Here is a 26,992-nt window from a genome sequence, read left to right on the forward strand (position 1 = left end):
AATTGGCACTGTTTTCATTATAAAATAAATGTTCAGACAATACAACAAGCACCGTAAAATTTACGATGCTTGCAAATGGTCGATATAGCGCCAGCGGATGAGGAAAAAATAAAGGATTTGAGCCACCGTGAAGCCGCTCAGCACCACCACCATCTCTCCGAGGATCGACAATTCCGCGAATTCGTCCCACACCACTTGGAGCGAAACAAAGGCGAATGTGCTGTGCAGGAGCGCCAGGCCCCATGGCAGGAAAAATTGGGGAATCAGCTGGCGGTTGACGATTTGGCGCAGTTCCTTGTCGGTCATGCCGAGTCGGACGAGCAGCGCATATTGCTTCCGGTCACGCTCTAAGCCGGTATACAGTTTAAAGTAGATGAAGCTGCCTGCTGCCAGCAAAAAGACGGCAGCGACCATCACGCCGATAAACAGCAAGATGGCAAAAGAGGATTTGAAAAGCCGGTAATCTTCCCCGGGATTGACAAAAAAGAAATTCAATCCAGTGAAGTTGCCCTCCTCGACCGCCCTGTCCATCATGGCGGTCAATTCATCGCCGACCAGGACTGTCTCATCCCATTCCGGAATATCAAACGCATAATAGGTGAACGTCGATTCGCCATCGCCGAAACCGGAAAGCGGCTTGTCGATGGCCGCGTAGTCGAGGTCATTGACCACAATGCTGTTGAAATTCACCGTATTGACCGGCAGCATGACGTGCGGATACACCTCATCAATCGACAAAGCGATATCGCTTTCCATCAGGACCGTGTCCGTGCTGCTTTCGCCAAGTTCCTTCAGCGACTCTTTCGAATACGGGATGAAGAGCCCTTTGCCCCGCTCCGGCGCAACTGTATCAAAACCGAGCGTCACAGCCAATCGGTTGAAATCCGATGCCCGCACAATGTCGACATCATTGCCGGTCATGGTGGAGGTTTGGCGTTTGATGATTAGCGGGACCAGGTCATAGCCCAGCCCTTTTTCTTCCAGCTGGGAAATGAGGGATTCGACATGCTCCTGTTCCTCATCATTGCCGCTGAACGAAATGTAAATCAGCCCGAGCGGATTGGATTCCCGGAAATCCCCCGTGTAGGACATGAACGAAGCCAGCGTCCCCACTGTCAGGAACGCCACGGTCGACACAATGGTGACAATGAAAAACATCTGGGCGCTGTCTTTCAGCTTCACTGACGCTTCAGCGAGCGAGACGAGGCGCGTCTTATGCCAATACACCCCTTTTTTCCGCTTGTACAGGTTCAGCAGCGTATGGATGGAATGCGTGAAAAACAGATAAGTCCCAAGCGTCGCGAGCGGCGGGATGATGACTGCCATCGTATAGACGGTTTTGTCGGTGACAACCGCAGCCAGCCCGTAGGCAGCCGCCAACAACAGGAAGCCGAGCGCCGACAGCCATTTGGACGCCGGGGTCACTTCCTCGGTTTTCCAATAGCCCTGGAGCAGGTCCAAGATCCCCTTGGTGCGGACGAACGCTACACTAATGACGGAAATGATGATGAACAGGCTCGCAAAAGCGCCGATTGTCAGCGCAAAAGGCTTCCAGGATACATACAGCGGCAGGGATTCCAATTGCATGATTTCCCGGCCGATCATGAAAAAGAACTTCGAAAAAGCGAAGCCGAGCACGATGCCGGCAACCGTCGAGACCGTCCCGAGAATCATCGTCTCAAAAAAGACGAGTTTGTTCAGCTGTTTTTTCGTCATGCCCAAGTGCATCAGGATGCCGAACTCTTTCGAGCGGGCCTGCAAGAAAGCGCTCATCGAATAAAACAAAAAGAACAGCGTGAAAATATACAGCACGACTTCCGCGATGAACATGCCGCGCACAGCCAGCTGCTGCAGCCCGTCCTCTTCAAACAAGGGGTGGAAGATGAACATCGAATACACAAAAAACACCATCACCGAGAAGACGCTCGCCAAAAAGAACGCGGCATAGCTTCTGCGGTTGCGGAAGACATTACGGTAAGCGAGTTGCCGAAAGGTCATTCACGTTCCCCCCCAGCAAGGATAAGACATTCAAGATCTTCTGGTAGAACGTCTGGCGGACATCGCCGCCGTAGATTTCATTGAAAAATTCGCCGTCCTTGATGAACAGCACCCGGTCGCAATAGCTTGCCGCTATCGGGTCATGCGTCACCATGACGATGGTCGCGCCTTCTTTGCTGACGCCTGACAATAATTCCATGACGTCCCGGGAAGCCTTGGAATCCAGGTTCCCGGTCGGTTCATCGGCCAAAATGATCGCCGGCTGGTGGATCAGGGCACGCCCGATCGCTGTGCGTTGCGCTTCGCCTCCCGAGATCTCATTCGGGCGCTTATGGAGCAGCGGCACCAATCCGAGCTTCTGCGCAAGGTCCACTACACGCGACGCCATCTCATCCGTCGGCACATAATCGAGTGTGAGCGGCAGCACCATGTTTTCCTCGACCGTCAGCATCTGCAAGAGATTGAAGTCCTGGAAAATGAAGCCGAGCTTGCGGCGCCTGAACAGCGCCAATTCGTTTTTATCAAGCCGGTGAGGATCGACGCCATCGATCAAAATCTCCCCTGCTGTCAAGCTGTCAATGGTGGAAATCACATTCAAAAGCGTCGTCTTTCCGCTTCCGGAAGGCCCCATGACAGCCAGGAATTCGCCTTGTTCCACTTCAAAGCTCAATTGGTTAAGCGCCCGGTGCGTCACTTTCCCCTCGTACACCTTGGTCACTTCGTCTATTTTCAATAACGGCATGTTCTTCTCCCCCAGTTGCGGTGTCTTGGTTGCGGAACAGGACGGATACCGTTGTCCCTTTTCCATCTTCTGAAGAAATGGACAATTGATGCCCTAATTTCACACAGACTTCTTTGGCTAGATACAAGCCCATGCCGGTCGACTCGCCGGTCTTGCGGCCATTTTCCCCGGTGAAGAACGCCTTGGTCACGCGGGGCAGATCGGATGCCGGGATGCCGATGCCTTCATCGCGGATCGAAAGCAATGCACTTCCCCCGTGGCATTCCGCTTTGATGAGCACTTTCTTGTCCGGTTCGAACGTATATTTGAGCGCATTGGTCAGCAGCTGCCCCAGAATGAACTTCATCCACTTCCGGTCAGTCGCCACTATATACTGCCCGTCTACATCTATTTCCGGATACACGCGCTTGGAAATGAACATGCGCTTGTTTTCATTGACCACTTCGGAGACAATCCCCCGCAGTTCCACTTGTTCGATATGCATGTCTTCCTCGAACGTATCAAGGCGGGCGTTCATCAGCACGGTATCGAGCCCTGCTTTCAGGCGGTCTACTTCTTCACGCACACTGTTTTTATCCAGTTCACCCGGTTCCTGCAATAGGAGCTGCATGACCGACAGCGGTGTCTTCATCTGATGGACCCACTGGTTCATGAATTGAAGATGGCGCTTTTGCGTCGCATACAGCGCCTGTGCTTCGTTCTGATAGAGCCGGTAGATTTCCTGGAGGTATTTTTCAGCTTGCAGTTCTTCGGGCGCTTTGCCTTCGCGCTGCAGCGCATGTTCCATCGTCTCCGGCATTGCCAGGATTTTTTGGTAGTAGCGGTAGCGTTTGGCGAATCTCGCAGCGAGGAAAAGCATGACGAGGACAGTGCTGATGACGAACGAGTAGATGGCCGTGTCCAGGTTGCGGAATCCGTCCAGCCAGTAAAGCGCCATGATGAACGCGACAAGCCCCGCCTGGAAGACGATGAAGGCCGCATGCTCTTTGAAAAACAAACGCAGCATTACAGTTCCTCCTCAGCGATCAGCAGCCGGTAGCCCGAACCGCGGACAGTTTCAATCACCGACTGGACATCGTAGTCCGCCAACTTTTTCCGGACGCGCGTCATATTGACGTTCAACGTATTTTCATCCACAAAGGTTTGATCATCCCACAGCTCTTCCAGCAATTGCTCGCGCGTCACCACTTTCGGGTATTGGGCGAGCAGCAGTTCCATGATGGTGCATTCCTTTTTCTGCAGCGGAATCGTCTCCGTTTTCACCTGAAGCTCCATGCGCTCCAGGAAAAGAATCAGGCGCCCTGCTTTCACTGAACGTTCTTCCTGCTTCGGCGCATACTCTCCGTATGCCCGGCGCAAATGGCTCTTTATTTTTGCAAGGACGATTTCGTAATGGAAAGGTTTCGTGATGAAATCGTCCCCTCCGTTTTCAAGTGCGAAAACCTGGTCCATCTCCCCGGAACGGGCGGAGATGAACAGGATCGGGCATGTCGACAGCTGCCGCAGCTGGCGGCACCAATAATATCCATCATAGGAGGGCAGATTGATATCAAGCAGCACCATATGGGGATCAAACGCTTCGAATTCTTCCAGAATCCGATCAAAGTCTTTTGCGGTCTCTACTTCATAATGGTATTTGCGCAGCGTTTCTGCCAGCATGGCCGCAATCTTCAAATCGTCTTCCACGATGAATATCCGTCTGTTTGCCATATCGGTTCCCCCTTCCTGTTTTCCTTCCATTCTAACAAAAGAGCCTGCTCATTAGCAGGCTCTTCACTAATTCTTAATAAATTAATTTGAGGAACTCTTCTTTCGTGATGCCGCCGAGATATTTCGGAATATCGAATCCGCTGATCGCTTCATCAAGCGCAACGCGCTCGTACTTGACGCCTGTGATGGCCTCCTCGATTTCCGAGACATCGCCCACACCGAAAAAGTCGCCGTAGATGCTGGCATCTTGGACCGTTCCATTCTCCACTTGGAGGCGGACATCGATGCCGCCGACCGGGAAGCGGTGCGAATGCTTGACGTTGAATTTCGGCGATTTGCCGTAATTCCAATCCCAGTTTCCATAGCGCTCTTTTGAAATTTCATGGACGCCGGCCCAATCCTGCTCCGTCAATTCATAATACCGGACGTTTTCTTCGCCAGCGAAAATCGAATGCAAGATGGCAGACCGGAATTCCGTTACAGACATTGGGTTCTCAAGAAACTCGGAAATATTCGCGACCCGGCTGCGGATCGACTTGATGCCTTTCGACTCGATTTTTTCCTTGCTGACTTTCAGCGCTGATACAACAGCATCCACTTCTGTATCAAACATCAGCGTTCCGTGGCTGTACATGCGTCCGCGCGTCGAGAATTGCGCGTTGCCTGAAATCTTCCGGCCTTCCGCCATCAAGTCGTTGCGGCCCGATAGCTCGGCGTTGACGCCAAGGCTTTGCAGTGCTTCAACCACCGGTTCCGTGAACTTGCGGAAATTGCGGAAGCTGTTGCCGTCGTCTACGGTAATAAAGCTGTAATTCAGATTGCCGTGGTCATGGTAAACCGCGCCGCCGCCGGAAAGCCGGCGAACGACGTGTATGCCGTTGGAATCCACATAATCCGTATTGATCTCCTCTGCTGTATTCTGGTTCTTGCCGATGATGATAGAAGGTTCATTGATATAGAACAGCAGGAACGGATCTTTCTCTACGTCCATATTCTTCAATAAATATTCTTCGATGGCCAAATTGATGCGCGGGTCAGTAATGCCGTTATTGTCTACGAAATACATGATTTCTCTCCTTTTACGTACGGTTCTTCCTCTATTTTAACGGATAATTTGAAAAAGTTCACGGTTAAGGGTTGACGGATCCTAACTGTTATAATACACTTCTATAAACACCAACAGTACTATAACAAAAAGGAGTGGAGAAAATGATTGAAAATGTCGTAGAATTTTTCAAAAACCTGCCCCCTAAACAATGTACAACTTGTGGAGAAAAAATCGATGAACAGCATGAATGCTACGGAAGCCAATGTGATTCCTGCAATAATCTCTAAAATAACGAAAGCCGCCCATGGAACCATGGGCGGCTTTGTTTTGTATTCATTTAATGTCCGGTATGTTCTTCGACGTTTTTCATGCCTTCAGTGTCATCACTGTCATCCGGAACAATCGATGCCGGGTCCGGATCGCCGACCGTCACTTCCTGTTTCGGCATGGCATGCATCAAGCGGGCGGTTGTGTGGGCCTGAATATAATACAGGCCTTCTCCAAGTTCCGCTTCCGCTTCATAAACGCCGTCTTTTGTATGTTTCGCTTCGATCATTTCTGCCCCGTTGCGGTTTCCGGATTCCCAAACCTCAAAAATCACTTCGTCCGCGTCTTCTACGGTTTCTTCGCCTTGTTTGACGGAAGCCGACAAAAGCGCCGGCTCATCAGCCTGGACTTTTTCCGGAGTCAAGATCTCCACTGTCAGCGGCTCAATATTCCCGCCGCTAGCCGTCCCGTTTTCTTCGTTTCCACAGGCAGCGAGCAAAAGAAACACCAGCATCAGCAGCGTCAGCTGTTTCATTTTCAAGGTAGTCTCCGCTCCTTCTTTTTCTGCCCGGGCTTTATTCAGCCAGTTTTCTCAATACTACGTCTGCCAATCCATCGATGAACAATGGCTGGACATTCGGCATTTCCGGGCGTCTGTATGTGGCGCCGATTTCATCGCATACCACTTTGCATTCATAATCATTATCGAACAGCACTTCCAGGTGATCCGCTACAAAGCCGACTGGCGTATAGACGAATGACGTATAGCCTTTTTGTTCAAACAGGTCGCGCGTTAGGTCCTGCACGTCCGGCCCGATCCAAGGCTCCGGAGTCTGTCCGGCACTCTGCCAGCCGACTTCGTAGTTTTCAACGCCGGCTGCCGCTGCGATCAAGTCAGCTGTTTCCTTCAATTGATCCGGGTAAGGGTCGCCATTGGCAATGATCTTCTCCGGCAAGGAGTGCGCAGAGACGATCAGGCACGATTTCGCCCGCTCTTCTTCGCTCATTTCCGCAAACGCCGCACTTACTTTTCCGCTCCAATATTGGATGAACTTCGGCTCTTGGTACCAGCTTTCGACTGAAGTCAACCGGATGCCCGCTTTTTCAGCCGCTTCCGCTGCACGCCCGTTATAGGACTTCACAGAGAACGTCGAAAAATGCGGTGCAAGGACGATCGATACCGCTTCCGTAATGCCGTCGCGGTGCATCGCTTCCACACCGTCTTCGACGAACGGTTCGATGTGCTTCAAGCCCAGGTAGACCTTGAACTCAATATCGTCTTGCACTTCGTTCAGGCGGGCTCCAAGGGCATCTGCCTGGTCTTGCGTGATTTTCGCCAGCGGCGACAATCCGCCGATCGCCTTATAGCGGCTCTTCAAATCTTCCAAACTTTCCTCGCTCGGCTTTCTGCCGCGGCGGATGTGCGTGTAATAGCGTTCAATATCCGCTTCTTCGTAAGGCGTTCCATACGCCATCACCAATAAACCCATTGTCTTCTTCAAAGAAATCACCTCATAGGATAGTTGTTGTTCGTCACTTGCCTACTTTATGGGCAGCGCTGTATTCATGTACAAATGAAGTCAGGCGTTTCAGCGTATCCGGATTCACTTCCGGGAAAACCCCGTGCCCAAGATTGAAGATATAGCCGTCCTGCTGCATGCCCATGTCAAGAATCGCTTTCACGCGCTCTTCGATGATCGGCCAGTCCGCCAATAAATAAGATGGATCGAAATTGCCCTGCAGAGTTTTCGTCAAGCCCATTGCGCGCGCTTCGGAAATCGGCAGGCGCCAGTCAAGGCCGACAACGTCCACCGGCAGGTCATGCCATTCTTTCGCAAGATGGCTTGCGCCCACGCCGAAGATGATAAGCGGCACGCCTTCTGTGCGGAGTTCCGCAAAGATCCGCTCCATGACCGGTTTGATGAAGATTCGGTAGTCTTCCACGTTCAATGCCCCGACCCACGAATCAAAGATCTGGATCACTTTGGCGCCTGCTTTGATCTGGGCTTTCACATAAGGGATGATGGTATCGGCTAGCTTGTCCATCAGCGCAAACCACATTTGCGGCTGTGACACCATCATCGCTTTTGTCTTGTTATAGCTCTTGGAAGGGCCGCCTTCAATCATGTAGCTCGCCAATGTGAACGGTGCACCGGAAAATCCGATCAATGGCACATTCAATTGTTCCTGTGTGAGGATGCGGATCGTTTCAAGCACGAACGGCACATCCTGCTCCGGATTGATTTCACCAAGGCGTTCGATATCCGCCATCGTACGGATCGGGTTATCGATGACCGGGCCGATGCCCGCTTTGATTTTCACGTCCACGCCGATTGCCGGCAGCGGTGTCACGATGTCTTTGTACAGGACCGCCGCATCGACGTTGTACTGGTCGACCGGCAATTTCGTGACATAGGCACAAAGCTCCGGCTGGTGCGTAATTTCCTCGAGGGAATATTTTTCTTTGATTTTCCGATATTCAGGCTGCGAACGGCCAGCTTGGCGCATATACCAAGCAGGTACATGGTCGGTCTTTTCCCCGCGCGCCGCCCTCAAAAACGTATCATTGAATTGTGTCATTTCGTTATACATCCTTTCGATTCTTCTCATAAATCGTTCTATATCCGTATTTACTATAGACGCTCCGCATCCTATTGTATAGAATCCTTCCGCAAATGTCATAAATTAGACGCTTCTCACTTCACGCGTTTGCCATTTTGTGTTTCAGGCATTTTTTATAAGGGAAGGCTATATAATGAGAGACTTGTTGAGGAGGAATTCAAATGAACCTATTTATGACCACTGGAACGTACGATTTCATGAAAAAGATGCGCGAAAAGCACCCGAATGAAACGATGGTGCTAATGCAGGGCGAAAACACCACCCTCCTGCTGCATGAAACCGAAGGAAAAAGCATTTTCCAGACACCGCGGCGCTATGAAGTTGTCGATGGCACCGGGACGTTCAAGGAAAAAGGCTTTTTCGTCTTCAATAATATTCCGGTGACCGATGAAGGCCGCCCGATTTTTGAGCACCGCTTCAAAAACCGTGCAGGCGCGATCGAGAACGAGCCGGGCTATGTCGCTTTCCGGGTGTTGCGCCCGTTGGATTCGGACACTTACGTTGTATTGACCGAATGGGAATCCCCCGCTTTCTTCGAGAAATGGAAAGAGTCCCAGGCATTCGCCAAAGCCCATTCGAATTCCGAGGAAGCGCCGGCTGAAAAGCGCCAGCACATCTTCTCCGGTGCATCGTATATCACTACCTATAAAGCAAAACCGGAAGAATAAAAATCCAGGCAGCCTTGTATAAGGTTGCCTGCATTTTTAGATAGGAGGTTCCGCATTGGTTTTCGTTTATTTTATTCTTGCCGCTGCAGTCACCGTTTTTGCTGCGATCAAACTATCGCAATACGCGGACGTCATCAGTGAGAAAACAGCAATGGGCGGCATGATGGTCGGCACGCTCCTGTTGGCAGGCGCCACCTCGCTCCCTGAAATCTCCACCAGCATCTCCGCAGCCGCCATTGGCAATGCCGACATCGCAGTCGGCAACATGGTCGGATCCAATTTGTTCAATTTATTCATCTTGGCGATGTTCGACTTCCTCTTGCGCCGCCGCCGCATTCTGGAGACCGCTTCCCGCGACCATATGTACACCGCTTTGCTAGGCCTCTTGTTGACGGTGCTGGTCATCGCGGCATTATGGCTGCGGATTGACGTATCGGTCCTTGGCATCGGGTTGGATGCGCTGATTATAGGAGCCGCCTACATCTTAGGCATGGTCCTCATCAACAGGCTGCCCAAATCACAGCCCGAAGTGAATGTCGAAGTGCCCGAGACCGAACCGCGGAATCCGACTGCCGACCTTTCGGCAAAAGCGGCTATTTCCCGCTTTGTAGTTGCCGCTATCATCATACTGGGTGCCGGGACGGCCTTGTCGGTTCTTGGCGACCAGATCGCGATTATCACTGGCATCGGCTCGAGCTTTATCGGCAGCTTCTTGATTGCCGCTACAACCTCGCTGCCGGAAGCCATTTCCGTTTTTGTCGCCTTGCGGCTCAGCAACGTCAATATGGCAGTCGGCGCAATCTTCGGCAGCAACGTCTTCAATATGATCATCCTGGCGCTGTCCGATCCCGTCTATACAGCCGGTCCCATCCTGTCTGCAGTGTCCGGATCGCACATGATCATTGCAGTAGGCGTGTTCTTCATGACGATCCTGGCGCTTTTCTCGCTCGTCCAGAGAAAAACGATGTCGACATTGACCTATTCGCTGCCGTCAATTGTGATCATTCTTATCTACTTTCTTGCTTCCTACCTGAATTTCACCTACTAAAAGAGCCAAGCGGCTCTTTTTTTATGCTATCCTTTATTTATTCATGATTTTAGGAATTGAAAGGGGTTTATCGAATGTTGGACAAAATCTATGCAGAGTTAAATACAAGCTATGAAGAAATGGTGGACATCCGCAGGCATTTGCACATGCATCCGGAACCTTCCTTCAAAGAAACGAAAACTGCCTACTACATACGGCATTATTACGAACAGCTCGGTGTAGAGGTCAAACACGGCGTCGGCGGAAACGGGGTCGTTGCCACAATCCGCGGCAGCAAGCCCGGCAAGACCGTAGCACTCCGCGCAGATTTTGACGCGTTGTCGATCGATGACCAAAAAGAGGTCCCTTATAAATCGACTGTTCCGGGCGTTATGCATGCCTGCGGCCACGACGGCCATACTGCCACGCTGCTGGTGCTTGGGAAAATCCTGCACATGATGCGCCATGAACTGGCCGGCACGTACGTGCTGATCCACCAGCATGCCGAAGAAATCGCCCCGGGCGGTGCACAGGCGATGATCGAAGCGGGAGCGCTTGATGGTGTCGATGTCATTTTCGGCACGCATCTTTGGTCCACTTCTCCCTACGGCCGCATCGATTACCGCGTCGGGCCGTTCATGGCGGCAGCTGACGCATTCGACATTCAAATCCAGGGGCGCGGCGGCCACGGCGCAAACCCGCACGAAACCAAAGATGCGGTCGTGATCGGCTCACAGCTTGTGACGAACCTGCAGCAATTGGTGGCGCGTCGAGTGGATCCCCTTGAATCAGCCGTCCTTTCTGTCACATCGTTCGTTGCGGAAAATCCTTACAACATCATCGCTGACCAAGCGAAGCTGTCGGGAACCGTCCGCACTTTCACGGAAAAAAACCGCAATCTGATGGAGCAGGAAATGAAGCGCGTCGTTGACGGCACAAGCCTTGCCACTGACAGCAGCGCCGAGTTTAAATTCACACGCGGCTATCCGGCGGTCGTCAATCACGAAAAAGAAACCCTGTATTTGAGAGACATCGCAGCGAATGTGCCGGGCGTCACCGAAGTATACGACGCTCCCCCGCAAATGGGCGGAGAAGATTTCGCTTACTATCTCCAAAAAGTACCGGGCACCTTCTTCTTTACAGGAGCAAAGCCAGACGGTGAAGGATTCCCCCACCACCATCCGAAATTCGATTTCAAGGAAGAAGCGATGCTGATCGCTGCCAAAACCTTAGCAGCAGCTGCCATCAATTATCAGGAATAAAAAAAGAAACACCCTTCGCATTGAGTGCGAAGGGCGTTTGCTGCTTGTTGAGAAAGATTGAAATTCCTTATATTTTATAAGGAAAAATCAAATTGACGACACGAGCTCTCCACTTATCAAGAGCTATTTAGCGCCGGCGCGCCCATGGGCTAGGCAATAAAATGGCACAAAAGTAGTTTGTGCCATTTTATTTGCGACGAAGCTAGCGCAGCAATGCAGGAGCAGAAAGTTTTTAGCTATGAGACGAGTGTCCTTCTCGGCTCATGGCGTAAGCCATGCCCAAAGCGACCGAAGCGATGTAAAAAGTTGATCTTCTTTTATTAACTAATTTATAAAATGTTTCTCGACATTCTAGAAAACCCTTCGCATCGAGTGCGAAGGGTTTTTTTTTCATTTCCGTTTTTTAGCGGAAGCGATTGTCACGGCAGAAACTGCAAGGACCGCTGCTATAATAACCAACGAAACCAAGGGCTCCCCTGCTGCGAATGCAGCTGCTCCAACGAGCAAGGCCTGAAGGACCTGCAGCAATAGGACAAGTTTCCTTACTGCCTGCTGCCTGCTGAAGCGGCTCAGCGGGAATAGGTTGTCCATGCGGAAATACTGGGTCTGGTTCAGCCCCTGCCAGATTTGGATTGACGATGCGAAGGCCAGCGCGGCTGCAAAGATCACTGCGGCAACCGGGAACGGGATCATCCACACACCTGCCATGGAAATCACGGTAAGCCGAACCCAGAGATAGAACATTTCATCTGAACGGATGAACGTGCGCCAGACCAGATAATAATGGGCATTCTCCGGGCCTTTCCCGATGAATTTATACACCCAGTCCAGCCAGCGGCGCTCTTTGATCTTGCCTTTCAGATGCGGCACATCGGTGAAATAATTGGCAAACTGATAAAAGCGCAGCATGCGGTTCTCCTCGAGTCCAATAAAGTGCTCATACGGAAACGGCTTGCCCGCCGCCTGCTGCTTCACCCATCTGCCATAAAGAATAATGGCAAACAGCACCACAACGGCGATCACCAATTGGCCAACGACATACAAGTAAACAAAACCGAGGACAAGCGCAAAGCGGACAAGGCGGTCCAGCCACGCGTCGCGACCGGCGCGCGCTCTCCGGAACGCGTATTCCGTCTGGATGCTCCACCACTTCAATAGAAGGAGCAGGATCGGCAGACCGATCAGCAGTGACGACGGCAGCCCGTAAAGAGCATTGACCATCGGCAGCGAAACGATGAACGCCACGACCGGCAGAAATAGCTGCGAGAAAAATGACCATTTCAAAGCCGGGTTCACATATTCATCGAGTTTGCTTTCAAGCGGCAGGAAATAAACCATATCTGCCGCTTTCAATAATGTCGACGGCGGGCTGTAGGCGAGCAGCAGGCCGAACACCACAGCCAACAGCCAGGCGCCTGGAAAACCGGGCGGGACATTCTGGACCCAGTTGCTGTAAGCATAGCCTGCCGCGCCGATGGCAAACAGCATGACGACCGCGATATGGCCGGTGATGATATATTTCATGTAATTCTGGACTTCTATTGTATATTTTTGGAGGCGGCTGGACCACACTTCATGCAAGTTCTTCATTTGCAGCATCCTCAGTCATTGCAATATACAAATCATCCAGCGAAGCGTCCGGCATGGCGAACGCTTTCCGGAGGTCATTCATTGTGCCCATCGCCCGCACCCGGCCGTTGTGGAGCAGGATGATTCGGTCGCAATAGCGCTCAGCAGTCGACAGAATATGGGTGGACATCAGCACCGAGGCCCCTTTTCTCTTTTGCTGTTCCATCTGGTCCAGCAGCGACTTGATGCCGAGCGGATCGAGCCCGACAAACGGTTCATCGATGATGTAGAGCGCCGGGTTGATCAAAAACGCGCTCATGATCATCACTTTTTGGCGCATCCCTTTGGAAAAATGCGAAGGGAACCAGTTCAGCCGTTTTTCCATGCGGAATTCCTTCAGCAGCTCAGCCGAACGCTTCTCGAAAACCGCCGGTTCGATATTATAGGCCATCGCCGTCAATTCCAAATGCTCGCGCAAGGTCAGTTCTTCATACAGAACCGGTGTCTCGGGGATGTAGGAAAACGATAACCTATAGGCATCCATATCTTCTTCGAACGTTTTGCCGTTCAGCCGGATTTCCCCTGACTGCGGCTGCATCAGCCCGATGATGTGTTTGATCGTCGTACTCTTTCCGGCCCCGTTCAAGCCGATCAAGCCGACCAGTTCCCCTTTTTTAATGGAAAATGTCACGTCTTGCAGGACCGGTTTTCGTGTGTAGCCCCCGGTCAGCGACTGGACTTCTAAAATTGCCAATCTCAACACCTCTTTCTCTTCGTTCATTGTATCAAATGTGGCGGATGATTTCTTTTCTGAAAATTATATATGGTAAACTGGAAAAAATGGAAAGGATGATGACAATGAAGGATTGTATTTTCTGCAAGATCATAGCTGGCGATATTCCGAGCGTTAAGATTTACGAAGATGAACATGTCTACGCATTCATGGATATCATGCCGCTCTCCAAAGGGCATACGCTGCTGGTTCCGAAAACCCATCGTGAATTCGTCTATGACCTATCGCCTGCCGAAGCAGCCAATCTGTTCAGTGCGGCACCAAAAATCGCATCGGCCATAAACGAGACATTCCAGCCCGAGGGCATGAACCTGCTCAATAACAACGGCGCCAAAGCCGGACAGAGCGTCTTTCATTTCCACCTGCATTTCATCCCGCGCTACGGCGAAACGGACGGCTTCGGTGCGAAGTGGGTGACGAAGGAAAAAGAGTTTACAGCAGAGCGCATCCAGGAATTGGCTGAGCAAGTGAAAATGAAATTAAACCCCGCCACTTGATTTACCGGTGAGGACAAGATAGAATCAGAATAAGTTTTTCGCCGGCGGCCACGAGGGCACGTCCGGGAAAAGCCAAAAACAAATAGCCTTGAGCTGAGGAGAGATGAGAAATGAATACGAAGAATTTAGTTTTAATGGCAATGCTGGTCAGTGTCGGTGCTGCACTTTATGTGATCATTCCGGGATTCAACGGTGGAATGAAGCCTGATTTCATGCTGACTATGATGTTTATCGGAATATTATTATTCCCTTATACGAAAAATGTTTTTCTGCTAGCAGTAACTACCGGTGTGATTTCGGGTCTGTTTTCAACATTCCCGGGCGGATTTGTTCCGAACATCATCGATAAGTTCGTCACTGCTTTCGTCTTTCTGGCGGCAGTCTTGATCCTGAAGAAATATGCAGCGAAATTGCCGGCATCTATCGCATTGGCGGCCGGCGGCACAGCTTTGTCAGGCGCGATTTTCCTGTCAGCAGCCATTTTTGTAGTTGGTGCGGATATCCCGTTCAGTGCATTGTTCGTGACTGTCGTGGTGCCTGCGATGCTCATCAACGGAATTGCGTTCGGCTTGATCTACCCGATCGTCTTGACGCTCGTCAAACGTTCGAAGTTTGAAACGGCAGCAACCCAATCCGCTTAAACGCGCGGCTGCAAAGGGTTTGTTGTTCAAAGCTTTTCGGCGGAATATCGCCGAAAAGCTTTTTTCATTGAGTAGTGATTCATTTTTATGTTTTAATTAGGTGAAATAAAGGAAAAGAACGATATAGGACGAAAGGGGCGTTTTGCTAATGAAAGCATCGACATTTTTCTTAGGGCTTGCGACAGGCCTGGCCGCTGGAGCGGCAACCACTTTATTTTCAGCACCCCAATCAGGGAAAGATCTTCGCACTTCGGTGAAAACCGCATCATCCGATTGGAAAGATGACTGGAAAGAAAAAATGACGGATGTAAAAGAGAAAGTGAACGAGCTCAAAGAATCGGTTAACAACCTGAAAGAAGAAACAAAAACCACTTTGCCGGAAGCAACGAATGGCTTGAAAGCTTCAATGGAAACATGGAAAGAAGGCACTGCTCCTGCAAAAGAGCATTTGCAGCTTGAAATCCTGGCGATCCAGAATGCAATTGAAGCTTTGCAGAACTCCATCAGCAAAGACAAAAAAGATAAAAACGACGCGCATGATGAAGACGAGTCGGTCAAAGTAATCGACCATTCATAAAAACAGCTGCCTTTTGGCAGTTTTTTTATTCCAATTTTTTTATTTCAAATTTTTTTATTATTCGCACTTCATTATGTTTTGCTTTATTGCTATAATAAGGGAAAACATTAACGGGGGAGAGTTGGTGCTTTTATGACCGAACGCGATTATACGTTAAAAGAAGCCATGATGTTCAGCCAAAGGATCGGCCAGTTGTCGAAAGCTTTGTGGAAGGCCGTTGAAAAAGACTGGCAGCTATGGATAAAACCTTATGATTTGAATATCAATGAACACCACATTTTATGGATTGCCTATCACCTGAAAGGCGCCTCGATTTCCGATGTCGCCAAATTTGGCGTTATGCACGTCTCCACCGCCTTCAACTTCTCGAAGAAACTGGAAGAACGGGAATTGCTGGCCTTTTCAAAACGTGACACAGACAAGCGCAATACATATGTGGAATTGACCCCTAAGGGTGAAGAGCTTATGCAGGAGATGATTGAGAAATATCACGACACTCCCCACACCGTCATCGAAAGCTCATTGCCGCTCCGAAGCCTGTACGGCAAATTCCCGGAATTCATGGATGTAATGGCCATTATTCGCAATATCTACGGCAATGACTTCATGGAAATTTTCGAAGCCTCTTTTAAAAATCTCGAAAATAGATTCAGCGAAGAAAACCACATGATTGAACCTGAGAAAAAGAGTGAAAACGCTCTCTAAAATTTAATATGACAGATGGTTGCAATTGGGCTAAAATCGTTGTATTGTATGTATCGACTCAAAAGAGAAATCGACTTTTAGGAGATGCAAACTAATGCATTGCTGGAAAACCATCAACGTGAAAAAACAATACGGCCACGACCGCCTTTACATGATGTCTGGACTTATAGCGCTCGGTGTTTTTATGAGCTTTTATATCATACTGAACATATTGTATTCCGATCCTTTATCGGATCAGAACTTCCTGTTATTCATTGCGGCCATAATTGCCATCTACCCGCTTCATAAGCTGTTTCATCTACTGCCGCTGCTCGGCTGCCGGAAATGCATCCGGCTGATCGTCAAAAAACGGATGGGAATCCTTCCGCTCATTTCCTTGCACATCGACGAACCGGTGCCGAAGCTGCGTTTTCTCATGACCCTGCTTTCGCCGTTCCTGGTGATCAATTCGGCCATCATTGTCCTGAGTATACTTATGCCGAGCTACAGCCATTATTTCGCTGTACTGCTCGCCTACCATAGCGGCCTGTGCTTGACGGATCTCATCTATATCCGCAACCTTGCCCATTCTCCAAAAGATGCACTGATTGAAGAAACAGAGACCGGATTCGAAATCCTTGTACCTGAAGCGATTGTCTAATCGTGTTTTTTCTCTCCGCATTTGCTATACTAGATGCTAAGTCAGAGGGGAGGAAATCCATGATTATCGCGTTCGTAGTTATGTTTTCTGTGTTTTACCTGTTCCAGATCAACCGTATGACACTAGCACTCGTCACTTCTCGGGAAATTCCGGAAGAAAACCACCAGAAAATTTTCCGGACCATCAATATATTGATCACGATTCTATTAGTATCATTGTATGTAGGTGTAGAATTTACTCCATGAGTTCATTTGCCTTCGGCATCTGAACTTTTTTTTATAGGAAACTTTTTGATTTTTTAAACGTTTATGGTATAGTAACTACTGCATCTAGATAGAAAGTTGGGAGCGAATAAAATGAAGAAATCTATATTAACCTTGTCCTTGGCTGCTTCTGTACTGGCCTTAGCTGCTTGCAGCGACAGCTCAGACGGTGAAGTGATTGTATCGTCAGAAGTCGGCGATATTTCAAAAGAAGACCTTTATGAAGAAATGAAAACATCGGTCGGCGACCAAGCGATCCAGATCCTGATGATTGAGAAAGTCCTTGCTGACAAATATGAAGTAACCGACGAAGAAGTTGAAGCGGAATTCGAAAAAAATAAAGAGGAAATGGGCGACACCTTCGACCAATTCCTTGAACAGAACAACCAGACAGAAGAAAGCTATAAAAAAGTCATCCGCTTGAACCTGTTGCAGGAAAAAGCGTTGACAGACGGCGTTGAAGTGACGGATGAAGAAATCCAGCAGCAATACGAACGTCAAGGCACGGAATTGAATGCCCGCCACATCCTTGTAGCGGATCAAGAAACTGCCGATAAAGTGAAAAAAGAATTGGATGAAGGCGGCGATTTCGCTAAGCTTGCGGAAGAGTACTCTACAGATCCGGGCTCTGCAGCAAATGGCGGCGGCCTTGACTGGTTCGGTGCCGGTGCAATGGTCCCTGAATTCGAAGAAGCGGCATTTGCGCTAGAAGTCGATGAAATCAGCGAACCTGTCCAGTCGCAGCACGGCTTCCACATTATCCAGGTGACTGAAAAGCGCCAAGTGGAAGACCAGCCTGCCCTTGAAGACCAGAAAGAGCAGATCCGCTCTGACTTGGCAATGGCTAAAGCTGACCAAGCTGCTTTAGTGCCAAAAATCGCGGAAATGCTGAAAGAAGCTGAAGTTGACATCAAAGATGAAGACTTGAAAGGCGCTCTGGATGAAATCATCAACGCCGAAGCAGCTCCTGCTCCAACTCAATGATCACAAAAAACTCCCGTTCTCATGAACGGGAGTTTTTTTATTCAATCGTCGGTTTGTAGAAAGAACGGTTATCCAGCGGAAACAGCCGTTCCGTGAACTCGCCGGGTTTCGTTTTGCCGAGTGCGCGGTCAAGCATCATCATCTTCGCATCGATGTTATCGATGTAATGGAGGATCTCCGCTTCCTTGATCATCGGTTTTTTCGGGCTCCCCCACTCTTCCTTGCCGTGGTGGGACAGGACCATATGCTGAAGCAGCAGGACTTCTTCCGAGTCGATTTCAAGTTCTTCAGCAGTCTTTTCGATTTCCGTCACCATGATGGAAATATGGCCCAAGAGATTGCCTTTGACCGTATAGGTCGTGGCAATCGGCCCCGACAGCTCGAACACCTTGCCGATGTCATGGAGAATAATGCCGGCATACAGCAAGTCCTTGTTGAGCGAGGGGTAGATGCCGATAAGGGCTTTCCCAAGCTGCAGCATGGAAACAACGTGGTCAGCGAGCCCGGACACGTAATCGTGGTGATTGCGGGTAGCCGCCGGAAATGTCAGGAACTGCTGCTGGTACTTTTTAAGAATGTGGCGGGTGATGCGCTGAATATGCGGATTTTCCATCTCGAACAAATACTGCATCACTTCTTCTAGAAGCTCTTCCGTACTTTTCTCTGAAGATGGCATCAAATCTGCAATAGACTGGTTTTCTTCCGGCTTCGCCGGGCGGATGCTTTTGATGCGCAGCTGATTTTTGCCGCGGTAGCTGTGGATTTCCCCGCCTACCCGGACAATCGTTTCAGCGGCAAACACCTTTTCGTGTTCGTCCTTCGTATCCCATAATTTCGCTTCTATATCGCCGCTCTTGTCCTGCAGGACGAGTGACATGAAGGGGTTGCCGGTTGTCGTAACCCCTTTGACAGATTGTTTGATCAGCAAAAACTCGTCGATCGCCTCGCCGACGGCGCGCTGGGTGATGCCTTTGGTCATGAATGGACACTCCTTTCGGTTGCTGCGACATCGATGACAGCGGCTTTTGGCCAAGCTTGCCGCATCGATTCATGGCAGGTGAAATATATGAACTGATGATGCTGTTGCAGCTCTGTTATTAAGTTTATCACGTGCTGAAGCCGGCGGCGATCAAAATGGACGAACGGATCGTCCATGATGATCGGAAACGGGTGGCTGTCCTTCATGGAGACTGCCAGGGAAAGGCGCAAGGAGAGGTAAGCCTGTTCTTTTGTTGCTTGGCTGAGCTCCGCTATATGGAACCGCATGCCATCTTCCCTCACCGCTTCGAAGAAACCTTGAGGATTCAGTTCAAGTGCGTTATAGGCATTTCCTGTCAGAATGCCGAAGTAAGCCCTCGCCGCTTCAATAACTGCCGGCAGTTTCTTTTCTTTCAGTTCGCCAAGGGTCTGCCGGATCGCTTCGGTGATTGCTTTATCGACGGACCAACGCTTTGCCAGCTCGGCAAGCTCCACTTTCTGCTCCTCGTATTGCTGAAGTTTATCTTCGTAGTCACCGCTCGAGAGCAGATTCTTTGCGGCCTGAAGCTTCTCCGCCTGTTCAGCGAGGAGGGCATTGCGCTCCCCTTTCAGCTCGGACCGCTTTGTTCCGAGCTCTTCCATGCGGACAGAGGCTTCTTCGCTCCGCATTTCCGGAAACTCTCCGATTGCCGCCAACTGGGCTTTGATCGGCGCTAATTCTTTCCTCACAGCTTCGAGCTGCTCCGCATCGCTGCAGAGCGCGTAAAAGGCCTCCGGATTCTCCGCGCCGACTTCTTCGAGCAGCACTTGCTGCTCCTGTCGGATCTGTTCAGCAAGTGCATGGAGCGCATCCAGTTCCGCTTGCCTAGCTTCGGCTTTTTCGCGCTGTTTGACGGCTTGGTTATTATTCTCTTGCCTGCTCGCCAGTTCCCTCCGGAGAGCTGTGAAAAGCCCATCTGAAGATAAGCGCATGCCGCAGGCGCGTTCCGCTTTTTGCAGCCATTCCCTCTCCTCGGACTGAAACTTTTCAAGGTCTTGCTGAAGACTCACGTTTGCCGAATGCAGAGCATGGATTTCACGAAGTTTGGCAAAAAGCTCCACAATCGTTTTCCGTCCGGTTTCCGGAAGCAGTCCAAGGCGCGCCAAAAATTGCTGGTAAGCCCCTTCAGCAGTTTCCTTTCGGGGCTGTCTGGAAAGCGAAGCGACCCGCTCTTTCGCGGCCTCCAACCCTTCCAGCAACTCATCCAGCCTGCGGTCCCAGCGGTCCAGCTTGTGGATCAATGCTTCGAACTCCGCTTCCCGCCCTTCGTAGGTTGATAGCAGCCGCGCGTATTCCGGTTGGAGGCTTTCTCCACCCTTTGCACTCCATAGCTGCCAGACACCTGCCCCGGCTGCTGCCAGGGCGATTGCTGCCAGCAAGTAGTTTCCCTGGACAGCGCCCGCTAAAGCTCCCAAAAGGCCGAGTGCGATCAATCCAAGGCTGAGTTTCCGGGTATCTTGCCGACTACTGGCCCGGCTTGCCGCTTTGGCTTCTGCCAATTTTGGGACAGTCTCCATCCAATCTTCCGCTGCTGTGCGCTCCTGTTCCGAAGGCTCTCCTGCCAGGAAAAATTTCAGCTCTTTCTCGGTTTCGGCCAACTTCGCTTTTTCTTCTCCCAGCTTTCTCTCGCGGAAACGGTTCTCTTCTTCTTCTTGGTCCACTTCTTCAATATGGGAAAGGAGCCGTTCTTCATTGTTCAGGGAAACGTCCGCCTGCATCGCTTCCTGAAGCTCCATGCCTACCAATGACAGGAGCCGGTTCTGTTCTGCAGAGATTTTAGCCGCTTCCTCCTGCCCCTTCCGAAGCGCAGATTGCAGCTGATGCCAGCCGGATTCCTCTTCCAACAGCTGCTCCAGCTGCTGCGTCTCGGTTATCACAGCGACGGTTGCCGGCACTGGATCTTTTGGGAGCAATGCAAGCTGAGACTGCACTTCCGAAAGCCGGTCCACCAGCCGATCCATTCTCCGGCGGCCATCCACCGGCATTTTACCCTCTTTCAACACAGCAGCTTCTGCCTGCAACGCCTGGCATTTTTCGAGCAGCGGCGCCGCCTGAAGCCAGCGCTCGACCGATTTCAACTCCGAGTCTATTGCAGCTTCCTCCTCGAGGATGCCGGCGAGCCGGCCATCAATTTCACGGCTCCTGGAAAGATAGGGTTCATATAATTCCATTTGGCTGCGGTGTTCTTTCAGTTCTGCCTCCAATGCCCTCAGCTCTTCGACAGCCTGATTGATCTGCGGATTGCGCCCATTCTTTTTGAACACATCGCCCATTTCCTTTTCCAGGCGGCTTTCCAGTTTGCCAACCGCATCCATCCCAGTCGTGCCCGAAGCAAGCAGTGTCCGGCTCAATTCCTCTTCTGTCATGGACTCCAGCCCTTGCAGCTCATGGATGGAAAATGAAAACACCGACTCAAATGAAGCCCGGTCGTAGTCCCGCAAAACCGCCTTCAATTCGGCATCCGAACCGCGCGTGCCGTCTTCAAAATAAAGGGTCACATCGCCTGCTGCTTTCCCTTTGATGCGTTCGATGGCTACGCGTCCGTAGACAGGGTCGTTGATCAGCACCTGGCCCCCGTATTTCCCGCCGTTCTTCGGTTCATAGCGGCGCAAATTCTGGTTTTTAGCCGGATAGCCAAATAAGGTCTGGATAATAAATTGCTGGATCGTCGTCTTGCCGGCTTCGTTCGATCCGTAAAAAACCGACAGTTCCGGCCCTAATTCAATCGTCCGGTCTTGGTGCTTGCCGAAACCATAGATTGTTAATTTTTCGATTTTCATGTGTTCAACCCCATTCCAAGGCTTCGGCGGATTTTTTCAGCAGCGAGCGATTTGACTTCTTCTGCAGTGCCGGTTTCCAGCGGCTCCAAATACCTGCCGCTTTTGGGATGGCGGTAAAGATCCTTCAATACGGTTTTCCAATCGCCGATTTCCCAGGAGTCCATTTTGGCGATGATTTCTTCCGCCATCGGCGACAGTTCGCCGCCTTCATTGCCATGGATTGCCCATACCCTTTGCACAAACATAAACGTGTCCAGCGCCTCCACGCTCTCCCGTATTGTTTCCAACAGCTCTTCTTCCGGAATTTCCTGTATGAGTTCAAGAGCTTCAGCATCGAGATTGGCCAGTTTCAACGCCAGTGCAGCGGGGCCGAACCGTTCCGCAAACCGGTTCGCGCTGCTGCTGCAGGCTTCCAGCAACTCGTTCATGTGCACGGCTCCGGAACAGTCCACTTCCACTTCATCAAATTGCAGGACCGAAGCCTGGATGAATTCCAGCTCTGCTCCGCTTTTCGACAGTCGCACATCGTAAAAGCCTTTCGTTCCGCTTTCCCCTCGGTGCCGCCCTTGCGTGTTTCCCGGATAAACGATAGGAGGGTCGGCGTGCAGTACCTGCCGCTGGTGGATATGGCCAAGCGCCCAATAATCATAATTTTTCTCCAGCAGCTGGTTTTTCGAAAACGGTGCATAGACCGCATGCGCGGTTTCCCCTTCCAGGCTGCCATGGAGCATCCCGATATAAAAAGCGTCCCTGTTTTCTGCCGGAGGATATTCTTTTACTTTCGATTCCTTGACATGCCGCTCCCCGTAGCTGAATCCTGAAATTGCCACATCCATGCCGCGCACCGTCAATGTCTTCTGTGTCACTTCAGCACCGAAAACATGCACGTTCGACGGCAGCTCGAAGCGTGTCCATTTCCCGCTCAAATGATCATGGTTGCCGTGGCTGATCAGGACAGGAATGCCCTCATCCGCCAGGCGCTGCATCCCGGTCTGGAACCGGTGCTGCGCGCGCAGGCTGCGGTTCTCCCCGTCATAGATATCTCCCGCAACCAGCAGGAAATCCGGGCGCTGTTCCAACGCATAATCGACCAGCCGGTCAAATGCCAGCAGCGTACTGTCCTTCAATCTTTTCCATTGTTCTTTCTGCAAGCCCCTCATGCCAGTAAACGGGCTTCCCAAATGCAGATCTGCCGTGTGAATAAAACGAATTTCCCTCATGACCAAGCTCCTTCGAAAACCGAATATTTGTTCTTATACTACCATGCGCGCGGACGAAAAAAAACTGCCAGCCGAAAACTTCCGGCTGGCAGCGGCAACTTTATTTGTTTTCCCCAAGCCGGATGGCTTTGCGGATGTCCTTCAGGGACTGCGACGGGCCGTACATCAGGACGCCGCCGCGGTAGACCCGCGCCCCGATCCATCCCAGCACGCCAATGGTCGCCAGCATGATGGCAATCGAAAGAAGCGGTTCCCACAAAGGGATCTCCAGCATGCCAACCCGCAAAAACATCACGAGCGGAGCGAAGAACGGGATATAGGAAGCGACTGTGACATATGTCGCTTCCGGCACCGCAATTCCGGAGAACGCGATAAAGGAAGCGATGATTACGAGGAACATCATCGGCAGCATCAATTGCTGCACATCCTCCGTCCGGCTGACAAGCGAGCCGAGCAGCGCTGCAAGCACAGCATACAAAAAGTAGCCTAATAAGAAAAACAGGATGGCGAACAGGAACGTGCTGATTTTGACATCCGAGAACCCGAACACATCGGACATTCCGCCGGCCATTTCTGTTCCGGCTGTTTTGATCGCCAAATAGCCGGCTGCTCCGAATACCGCCATTTGCAAAATCCCGAGCGTCCCGATTCCGGCAATTTTTGCAAACATATGCTTGACCGGCGACACGCTGGAAATGAGGATCTCCATGACCCGCGAGGATTTTTCATTCGCCACTTCCATGGCGATCATATTCGGATAATAGATGACCGCTACATAAATAAGCAAAATCAGGATATACACAAGTCCGCGCGACTGGTTCAGTTCTTCCTCGGACTTGGACGATTCGGACACCGCTTCCCGTTCAAAAGCAACGGGGGCAAACAACTGGGCCACTTCCGCCCCCTCCAGCCCGAGCTGTTCGGCTGCCAGAACCGTCTGCAGGGATTGGACGGCCTGCTCGACTGCCCCGGCGCTGCCCATGCCGTTTGCCGACTCCGAAACGTAGCGGGCGCTCAATTGGCCCGCTTGCTGCAGCTCTAAAAATGCCTGGATGGTTCCATCTGTGATGCCATCACGCAATTCAGCTTCCAGCATCTCTGCCGGCACGGCTTCGACCGGATTGCCGGCCGAGGCCAATTGCTCCTGCAGCAACGGCAAAAGCTCTCCTGAAGGGTCAATGACGTGCAGCACTTCCGCTTCATCGTTTTCCCCGTCTACCAGAGCGATGATGTTCGATAAATTCGCCAGCAGAAAAAATGAAGCAGCCACAACGAGTGTCGTGATGATAAACGATTTGGTGCGGGCCTTGGTCAGGAAAGCCTGCTTGAAAATGATCCAGAAACTATGCATAAGCTTTCCCTACTTTCGCAATGAAAATTTCCTCCAAGGTCGGCTCCTCGATGGCAAAGTGGCGGAGCGGCCCCAGTTTCATCGCTTCCTCCAAAATCCGCTGCGCTGTTTCTTCCTGGCCGACCCGGAACACGGCTCCGTCATGCGTCTTTGTGAAGCTTTCCACGCCTTGCAAGCCTCCCAGGAGGGAGAGGTCGGCATCCATCTTGAGCCGGACATTCTGTTTGCCGAAAGAGCGTTTGGCTTCGCGAATTGATCCGCTGACAACCACTTTCCCTTTGTCCAGTATGCTCATATCATCACAAAGCTCCTCTACATGGTCCATGCGATGGCTTGAAAACACGATGGTGGCTCCTTGCTTCTGAAAATCCAGGATGGCGGACTTCAGCATTTCCACATTGACCGGATCCAATCCCGAAAATGGTTCATCCAGAATCAACAAAGAAGGTTTATGTATCAATGAAGCGATCAGCTGGATTTTCTGCTGATTTCCTTTGGACAGCTCTTCCACTTTTTTCTGGGCATAATGCGGAACTTGGAATCGTTCCAGCCACCGATGGGCTTCCCGCTTCGCATCAGCCGCCGGCATTTGGCGCAGCTGCGCCAAATACACCAGCTGCTCCTCCACTTTCATCTTCGGGTACAATCCCCGCTCTTCCGGCAAATAGCCGATTTTCGGGCTGCTTTCATATGTAATCGGCTTGCCGTTCCAGGTGATCGTTCCACTGGTCTGCTTGAGAAGCCCGAGGATCATCCGGAACGTTGTGGTTTTCCCTGCGCCGTTTGCCCCAAGAAAGCCGTACATCTGGCCTTGGCCGACCTGCAGGGTCAGGTTGTCCACTGCGGTAAAGCTGCCGAATTGCTTTGTAGCATTTTCCACTCGCAACGTCATTTTCCATTCCCCCTTTTCTTCTTATACGGCACTGCCCTTGAAATGTTTCACAAATCGGAGGACTTTTTTCTGGAAAACGGCTATACTGAAAATGAATAACCATTCAGAAGGAGTTGTCCCTGCATGAGAACGTATAAATTGACTGCCTTTGAAAAAACGGGCGAACTGATCATCGAAGAGTCATTCACTGCTGAAAACGACAGCCAAGCAAAAGAAAAAGGCCAAGCGCTTCTGGAAGAAAAATCGCTTCTCGAGAAAACACACCGGGTCGTTTCGCCAGAAGGCAAGCTCGTGCTGTTCCATTCATAACTTGAAGACAAGCAAAAGGTGTATTGGAGAAAATTCCAATACACCTCAGACTGGAGACAAAGGGTAATTCTGATGAATAGAGATGCAGAAGCCCGACCGGGCTGGCCACATCGCTTTCCGTGGGCTCGGCTTCAGCCGCTTCCCTCGCTTCGCTCAGTCCAGGGTCTTCAGCTCGAGTCGCTTCGCTGCTCCCACAGGAGTCTCGTGGCCAACCCGATCGGGAGCGTCACCTATATCTAAAAGATAAGGTGTGAAACTTATGCTGCTAAAACCTACTAGGTACAAGCCGCTAGCTTCAGGATCCGGAACGGAAGGCGGCGACTCCTGCGGGATAGCGAAGTGCCGAAATCCACTCGGACGCAAGTCCGAGTTAGTTCGGCGCAAGCCCGCGGAAAGCGTCCGCCTGAAGTGGAGGATCTGGTATTTCTCTTATTTTATGCATATTCAAAAAATTTAAAATCTATTTTTTCTTTTATTTACTAATTCAAGCAAAAGGTGTATTGGAGAAAATTCCAATACACCTTTTGCTGTAATCTCTTCTTTCCCAGCTTACTTCAAAATCAGTTCCCTTTGAATACCGGTTTCCGCTTTTCGACGAAGGCCTGGATGCCTTCGAGGTGATCGCTGCTTTTGCGCATTGCGGATTGGGCAGCGGCTTCCATTTCGAGCACTTTTGCCAGTTCTTCGGTTTTTGAATGGTGAAGGATTTGCTTGCTTGCCAACTTCGCGCGAATCGGCGATTGGAGTGATTGGGTGGCATATGCTTCCGCAAATTCCATCGCGCGGCCTTCAGCCGTCACTTCTTCTATCAGACCCTTTGCCAGAGCATCATGGGCTTTCAGGATTTGTCCGGACCAGATCAATTGCTTGGCCTTCGGCACCCCTACCCGCTCTTTCATGAAGAAGTGGCCGCCGCCATCCGGAACCAAGCCGATGCCGATGAAATTCATCGCCAGTTTGCTGTTTTCCTCTGCGATGACATGGTCGCAGGCAAGCGCCATGCTGAACGCGAGCCCGGCTGCTGCGCCATTGATCGAAGCGATCGTAATCTGCGGCAATGTATACAGCGCTTTTGCCAGTCGTGTTACGTCTTGCATGACGTGGTCGATATCCATCGGATTGTCCGGATCCATCATTTCTTTGATGTCCCCGCCTGCCGAAAATGCCCGGCCTTCGCCATGCAGGATAAGCACTTGGAGCGAGTCTTCCTGATGGAGCGATTCAAAGCAATCCGCAAGTTCTTTCATCATCTTGCCGTTCATCGCATTCATCGCCTGCGGGCGGTTCAATTTCAAATAGCCGGTACGGCCTTGTTTCGTCAACTCGATTGTTTCGTACATACAAAAGACACCCCTTCGTAAAATGAATTGTCATTCATCTTTACGTATTCGGTGTCTTCTTGGCAATAT

General features: G+C 50.9%; 28 protein-coding genes. 12 read left to right on the forward strand and 16 right to left on the reverse strand.

Features of this window, described 5'->3' with window-relative positions; all coding sequences use genetic code 11:
- Positions 1-60 precede the first annotated feature (60 nt).
- The 5 genes from ACTL32_RS15720 to ACTL32_RS15740 all read right to left on the reverse strand — a co-directional run bounded on the left by ACTL32_RS15720 (position 61) and on the right by ACTL32_RS15740 (position 5,516).
- Positions 61-1,998, reverse strand: coding sequence for an FtsX-like permease family protein (locus tag ACTL32_RS15720; protein WP_441342365.1), 1,938 nt, complete (start codon positions 1,996-1,998; stop codon positions 61-63).
- Positions 1,970-2,740: an ABC transporter ATP-binding protein gene (locus ACTL32_RS15725; protein ID WP_441342366.1), complete on the reverse strand. Its 771-nt coding sequence runs from the start codon at positions 2,738-2,740 to the stop codon at positions 1,970-1,972. The genes ACTL32_RS15720 and ACTL32_RS15725 overlap by 29 nt, the downstream gene beginning before the upstream one ends.
- Positions 2,673-3,746: a sensor histidine kinase gene (locus ACTL32_RS15730; RefSeq protein ID WP_441342367.1), complete on the reverse strand. Its 1,074-nt coding sequence runs from the start codon at positions 3,744-3,746 to the stop codon at positions 2,673-2,675. Before ACTL32_RS15730 ends, ACTL32_RS15725 begins: the two co-directional genes overlap by 68 nt.
- Positions 3,746-4,450 carry a response regulator gene (locus ACTL32_RS15735; RefSeq protein ID WP_441342368.1) on the reverse strand — a complete coding sequence of 235 codons (705 nt, stop codon included), beginning with the start codon at positions 4,448-4,450 and terminating at the stop codon, positions 3,746-3,748. The genes ACTL32_RS15730 and ACTL32_RS15735 overlap by 1 nt, the downstream gene beginning before the upstream one ends.
- Before the next feature lie 73 nt (positions 4,451-4,523).
- Entirely contained in the window at positions 4,524-5,516 is a 993-nt protein-coding gene (locus ACTL32_RS15740) for a lipoate--protein ligase (RefSeq protein ID WP_441342369.1), read from the reverse strand.
- Positions 5,517-5,659: 143 nt separating this feature from the next.
- Between ACTL32_RS15740 and yhfH the strand changes: the two genes are divergently transcribed.
- Positions 5,660-5,785, forward strand: coding sequence for a protein YhfH (gene yhfH, locus ACTL32_RS15745; protein ID WP_204892999.1), 126 nt, complete (start codon positions 5,660-5,662; stop codon positions 5,783-5,785).
- A gap of 50 nt (positions 5,786-5,835) precedes the next feature.
- Here yhfH and ACTL32_RS15750 read toward each other — a convergent pair whose 3' ends face one another.
- Genes ACTL32_RS15750 through hemE form a run of 3 tightly spaced genes read right to left on the reverse strand, consistent with a single transcriptional unit; the run spans position 5,836 to position 8,345 of the window.
- Positions 5,836-6,300 (reverse strand): FixH family protein, encoded by a 465-nt coding sequence (locus ACTL32_RS15750; RefSeq protein ID WP_441342431.1) that lies wholly within the window; start codon positions 6,298-6,300, stop codon positions 5,836-5,838.
- A 40-nt stretch (positions 6,301-6,340) separates the two neighbouring features.
- Positions 6,341-7,255, reverse strand: a complete 915-nt coding sequence (hemH, locus tag ACTL32_RS15755; RefSeq protein ID WP_441342432.1) for a ferrochelatase — start codon at positions 7,253-7,255, stop codon at positions 6,341-6,343.
- A 43-nt stretch (positions 7,256-7,298) separates the two neighbouring features.
- On the reverse strand, positions 7,299-8,345 hold the full coding sequence (hemE, locus tag ACTL32_RS15760) for a uroporphyrinogen decarboxylase (protein WP_441342370.1): 1,047 nt from the start codon (positions 8,343-8,345) through the stop codon (positions 7,299-7,301).
- 203 nt (positions 8,346-8,548) lie between these two features.
- Here hemE and ACTL32_RS15765 point away from each other — a divergent pair, with 203 nt between their 5' ends.
- From ACTL32_RS15765 to ACTL32_RS15775, 3 genes are all read left to right on the forward strand, one after another.
- Complete coding sequence (locus tag ACTL32_RS15765; protein WP_441342371.1) at positions 8,549-9,055, forward strand: antibiotic biosynthesis monooxygenase family protein; 507 nt, start codon at positions 8,549-8,551, stop codon at positions 9,053-9,055.
- 55 nt (positions 9,056-9,110) lie between these two features.
- Complete coding sequence (locus tag ACTL32_RS15770) at positions 9,111-10,103, forward strand: sodium:calcium antiporter (protein WP_441342372.1); 993 nt, start codon at positions 9,111-9,113, stop codon at positions 10,101-10,103.
- Between the two features lie 74 nt (positions 10,104-10,177).
- On the forward strand, positions 10,178-11,344 hold the full coding sequence (locus tag ACTL32_RS15775) for an amidohydrolase (protein WP_441342373.1): 1,167 nt from the start codon (positions 10,178-10,180) through the stop codon (positions 11,342-11,344).
- A 390-nt stretch (positions 11,345-11,734) separates the two neighbouring features.
- On the opposite strand, the gene ACTL32_RS15780 is transcribed toward ACTL32_RS15775, so the two are convergent.
- A complete protein-coding gene (locus ACTL32_RS15780) occupies positions 11,735-12,934 on the reverse strand; it encodes an ABC transporter permease (RefSeq protein WP_441342374.1) in 1,200 nt (399 codons plus the stop codon).
- Positions 12,918-13,667 carry an ABC transporter ATP-binding protein gene (locus tag ACTL32_RS15785; protein WP_441342375.1) on the reverse strand — a complete coding sequence of 250 codons (750 nt, stop codon included), beginning with the start codon at positions 13,665-13,667 and terminating at the stop codon, positions 12,918-12,920. Before ACTL32_RS15785 ends, ACTL32_RS15780 begins: the two co-directional genes overlap by 17 nt.
- 104 nt (positions 13,668-13,771) lie before the next feature.
- Here ACTL32_RS15785 and ACTL32_RS15790 point away from each other — a divergent pair, with 104 nt between their 5' ends.
- The 7 genes from ACTL32_RS15790 (at position 13,772) to ACTL32_RS15820 (ending at position 18,013) form a co-directional block, all read left to right on the forward strand.
- Positions 13,772-14,203, forward strand: coding sequence for an HIT family protein (locus ACTL32_RS15790; protein WP_441342376.1), 432 nt, complete (start codon positions 13,772-13,774; stop codon positions 14,201-14,203).
- A gap of 110 nt (positions 14,204-14,313) precedes the next feature.
- The gene (locus ACTL32_RS15795; RefSeq protein ID WP_204892991.1) at positions 14,314-14,844 is read left to right on the forward strand and encodes a tryptophan transporter; all 531 of its coding nucleotides are present in this window, start codon (positions 14,314-14,316) and stop codon (positions 14,842-14,844) included.
- Between the two features lie 148 nt (positions 14,845-14,992).
- Complete coding sequence (locus ACTL32_RS15800; RefSeq protein WP_441342377.1) at positions 14,993-15,421, forward strand: YtxH domain-containing protein; 429 nt, start codon at positions 14,993-14,995, stop codon at positions 15,419-15,421.
- Between the two features lie 132 nt (positions 15,422-15,553).
- Positions 15,554-16,126, forward strand: a complete 573-nt coding sequence (locus ACTL32_RS15805; protein WP_441342378.1) for an HTH-type transcriptional regulator Hpr — start codon at positions 15,554-15,556, stop codon at positions 16,124-16,126.
- A 94-nt stretch (positions 16,127-16,220) separates the two neighbouring features.
- Positions 16,221-16,766 carry a DUF3267 domain-containing protein gene (locus ACTL32_RS15810; RefSeq protein ID WP_441342379.1) on the forward strand — a complete coding sequence of 182 codons (546 nt, stop codon included), beginning with the start codon at positions 16,221-16,223 and terminating at the stop codon, positions 16,764-16,766.
- A gap of 59 nt (positions 16,767-16,825) precedes the next feature.
- Entirely contained in the window at positions 16,826-17,011 is a 186-nt protein-coding gene (locus tag ACTL32_RS15815) for a hypothetical protein (RefSeq protein WP_300991993.1), read from the forward strand.
- A gap of 111 nt (positions 17,012-17,122) precedes the next feature.
- Positions 17,123-18,013: a peptidylprolyl isomerase gene (locus tag ACTL32_RS15820; protein ID WP_441342380.1), complete on the forward strand. Its 891-nt coding sequence runs from the start codon at positions 17,123-17,125 to the stop codon at positions 18,011-18,013.
- Positions 18,014-18,050: 37 nt separating this feature from the next.
- On the opposite strand, the gene yhaM is transcribed toward ACTL32_RS15820, so the two are convergent.
- The 5 genes from yhaM to ACTL32_RS15845 all read right to left on the reverse strand — a co-directional run bounded on the left by yhaM (position 18,051) and on the right by ACTL32_RS15845 (position 25,274).
- On the reverse strand, positions 18,051-18,992 hold the full coding sequence (gene yhaM / locus ACTL32_RS15825; RefSeq protein ID WP_441342381.1) for a 3'-5' exoribonuclease YhaM: 942 nt from the start codon (positions 18,990-18,992) through the stop codon (positions 18,051-18,053).
- Positions 18,989-21,811 carry an ATP-binding protein gene (locus tag ACTL32_RS15830; RefSeq protein WP_441342382.1) on the reverse strand — a complete coding sequence of 941 codons (2,823 nt, stop codon included), beginning with the start codon at positions 21,809-21,811 and terminating at the stop codon, positions 18,989-18,991. The genes yhaM and ACTL32_RS15830 overlap by 4 nt, the downstream gene beginning before the upstream one ends.
- Positions 21,808-23,031 carry a metallophosphoesterase family protein gene (locus ACTL32_RS15835; RefSeq protein ID WP_441342383.1) on the reverse strand — a complete coding sequence of 408 codons (1,224 nt, stop codon included), beginning with the start codon at positions 23,029-23,031 and terminating at the stop codon, positions 21,808-21,810. The genes ACTL32_RS15830 and ACTL32_RS15835 overlap by 4 nt, the downstream gene beginning before the upstream one ends.
- A gap of 100 nt (positions 23,032-23,131) precedes the next feature.
- A complete protein-coding gene (locus ACTL32_RS15840; RefSeq protein WP_441342384.1) occupies positions 23,132-24,382 on the reverse strand; it encodes an ABC transporter permease in 1,251 nt (416 codons plus the stop codon).
- Entirely contained in the window at positions 24,375-25,274 is a 900-nt protein-coding gene (locus ACTL32_RS15845; RefSeq protein ID WP_441342385.1) for an ABC transporter ATP-binding protein, read from the reverse strand. Before ACTL32_RS15845 ends, ACTL32_RS15840 begins: the two co-directional genes overlap by 8 nt.
- A 123-nt stretch (positions 25,275-25,397) precedes the next feature.
- On the opposite strand from ACTL32_RS15845, the gene ACTL32_RS15850 reads away from it, so the two are divergent.
- Entirely contained in the window at positions 25,398-25,583 is a 186-nt protein-coding gene (locus ACTL32_RS15850) for a YhzD family protein (RefSeq protein ID WP_441342386.1), read from the forward strand.
- A gap of 560 nt (positions 25,584-26,143) precedes the next feature.
- On the opposite strand, the gene ACTL32_RS15855 is transcribed toward ACTL32_RS15850, so the two are convergent.
- The gene (locus tag ACTL32_RS15855; protein ID WP_441342387.1) at positions 26,144-26,923 is read right to left on the reverse strand and encodes an enoyl-CoA hydratase; all 780 of its coding nucleotides are present in this window, start codon (positions 26,921-26,923) and stop codon (positions 26,144-26,146) included.
- Positions 26,924-26,992: the final 69 nt, after the last annotated feature.

The organism is Planococcus sp. FY231025 (assembly GCF_052078085.1).
In the GTDB taxonomy this organism is placed as follows: Bacteria; Bacillota; Bacilli; order Bacillales_A; family Planococcaceae; genus Planococcus.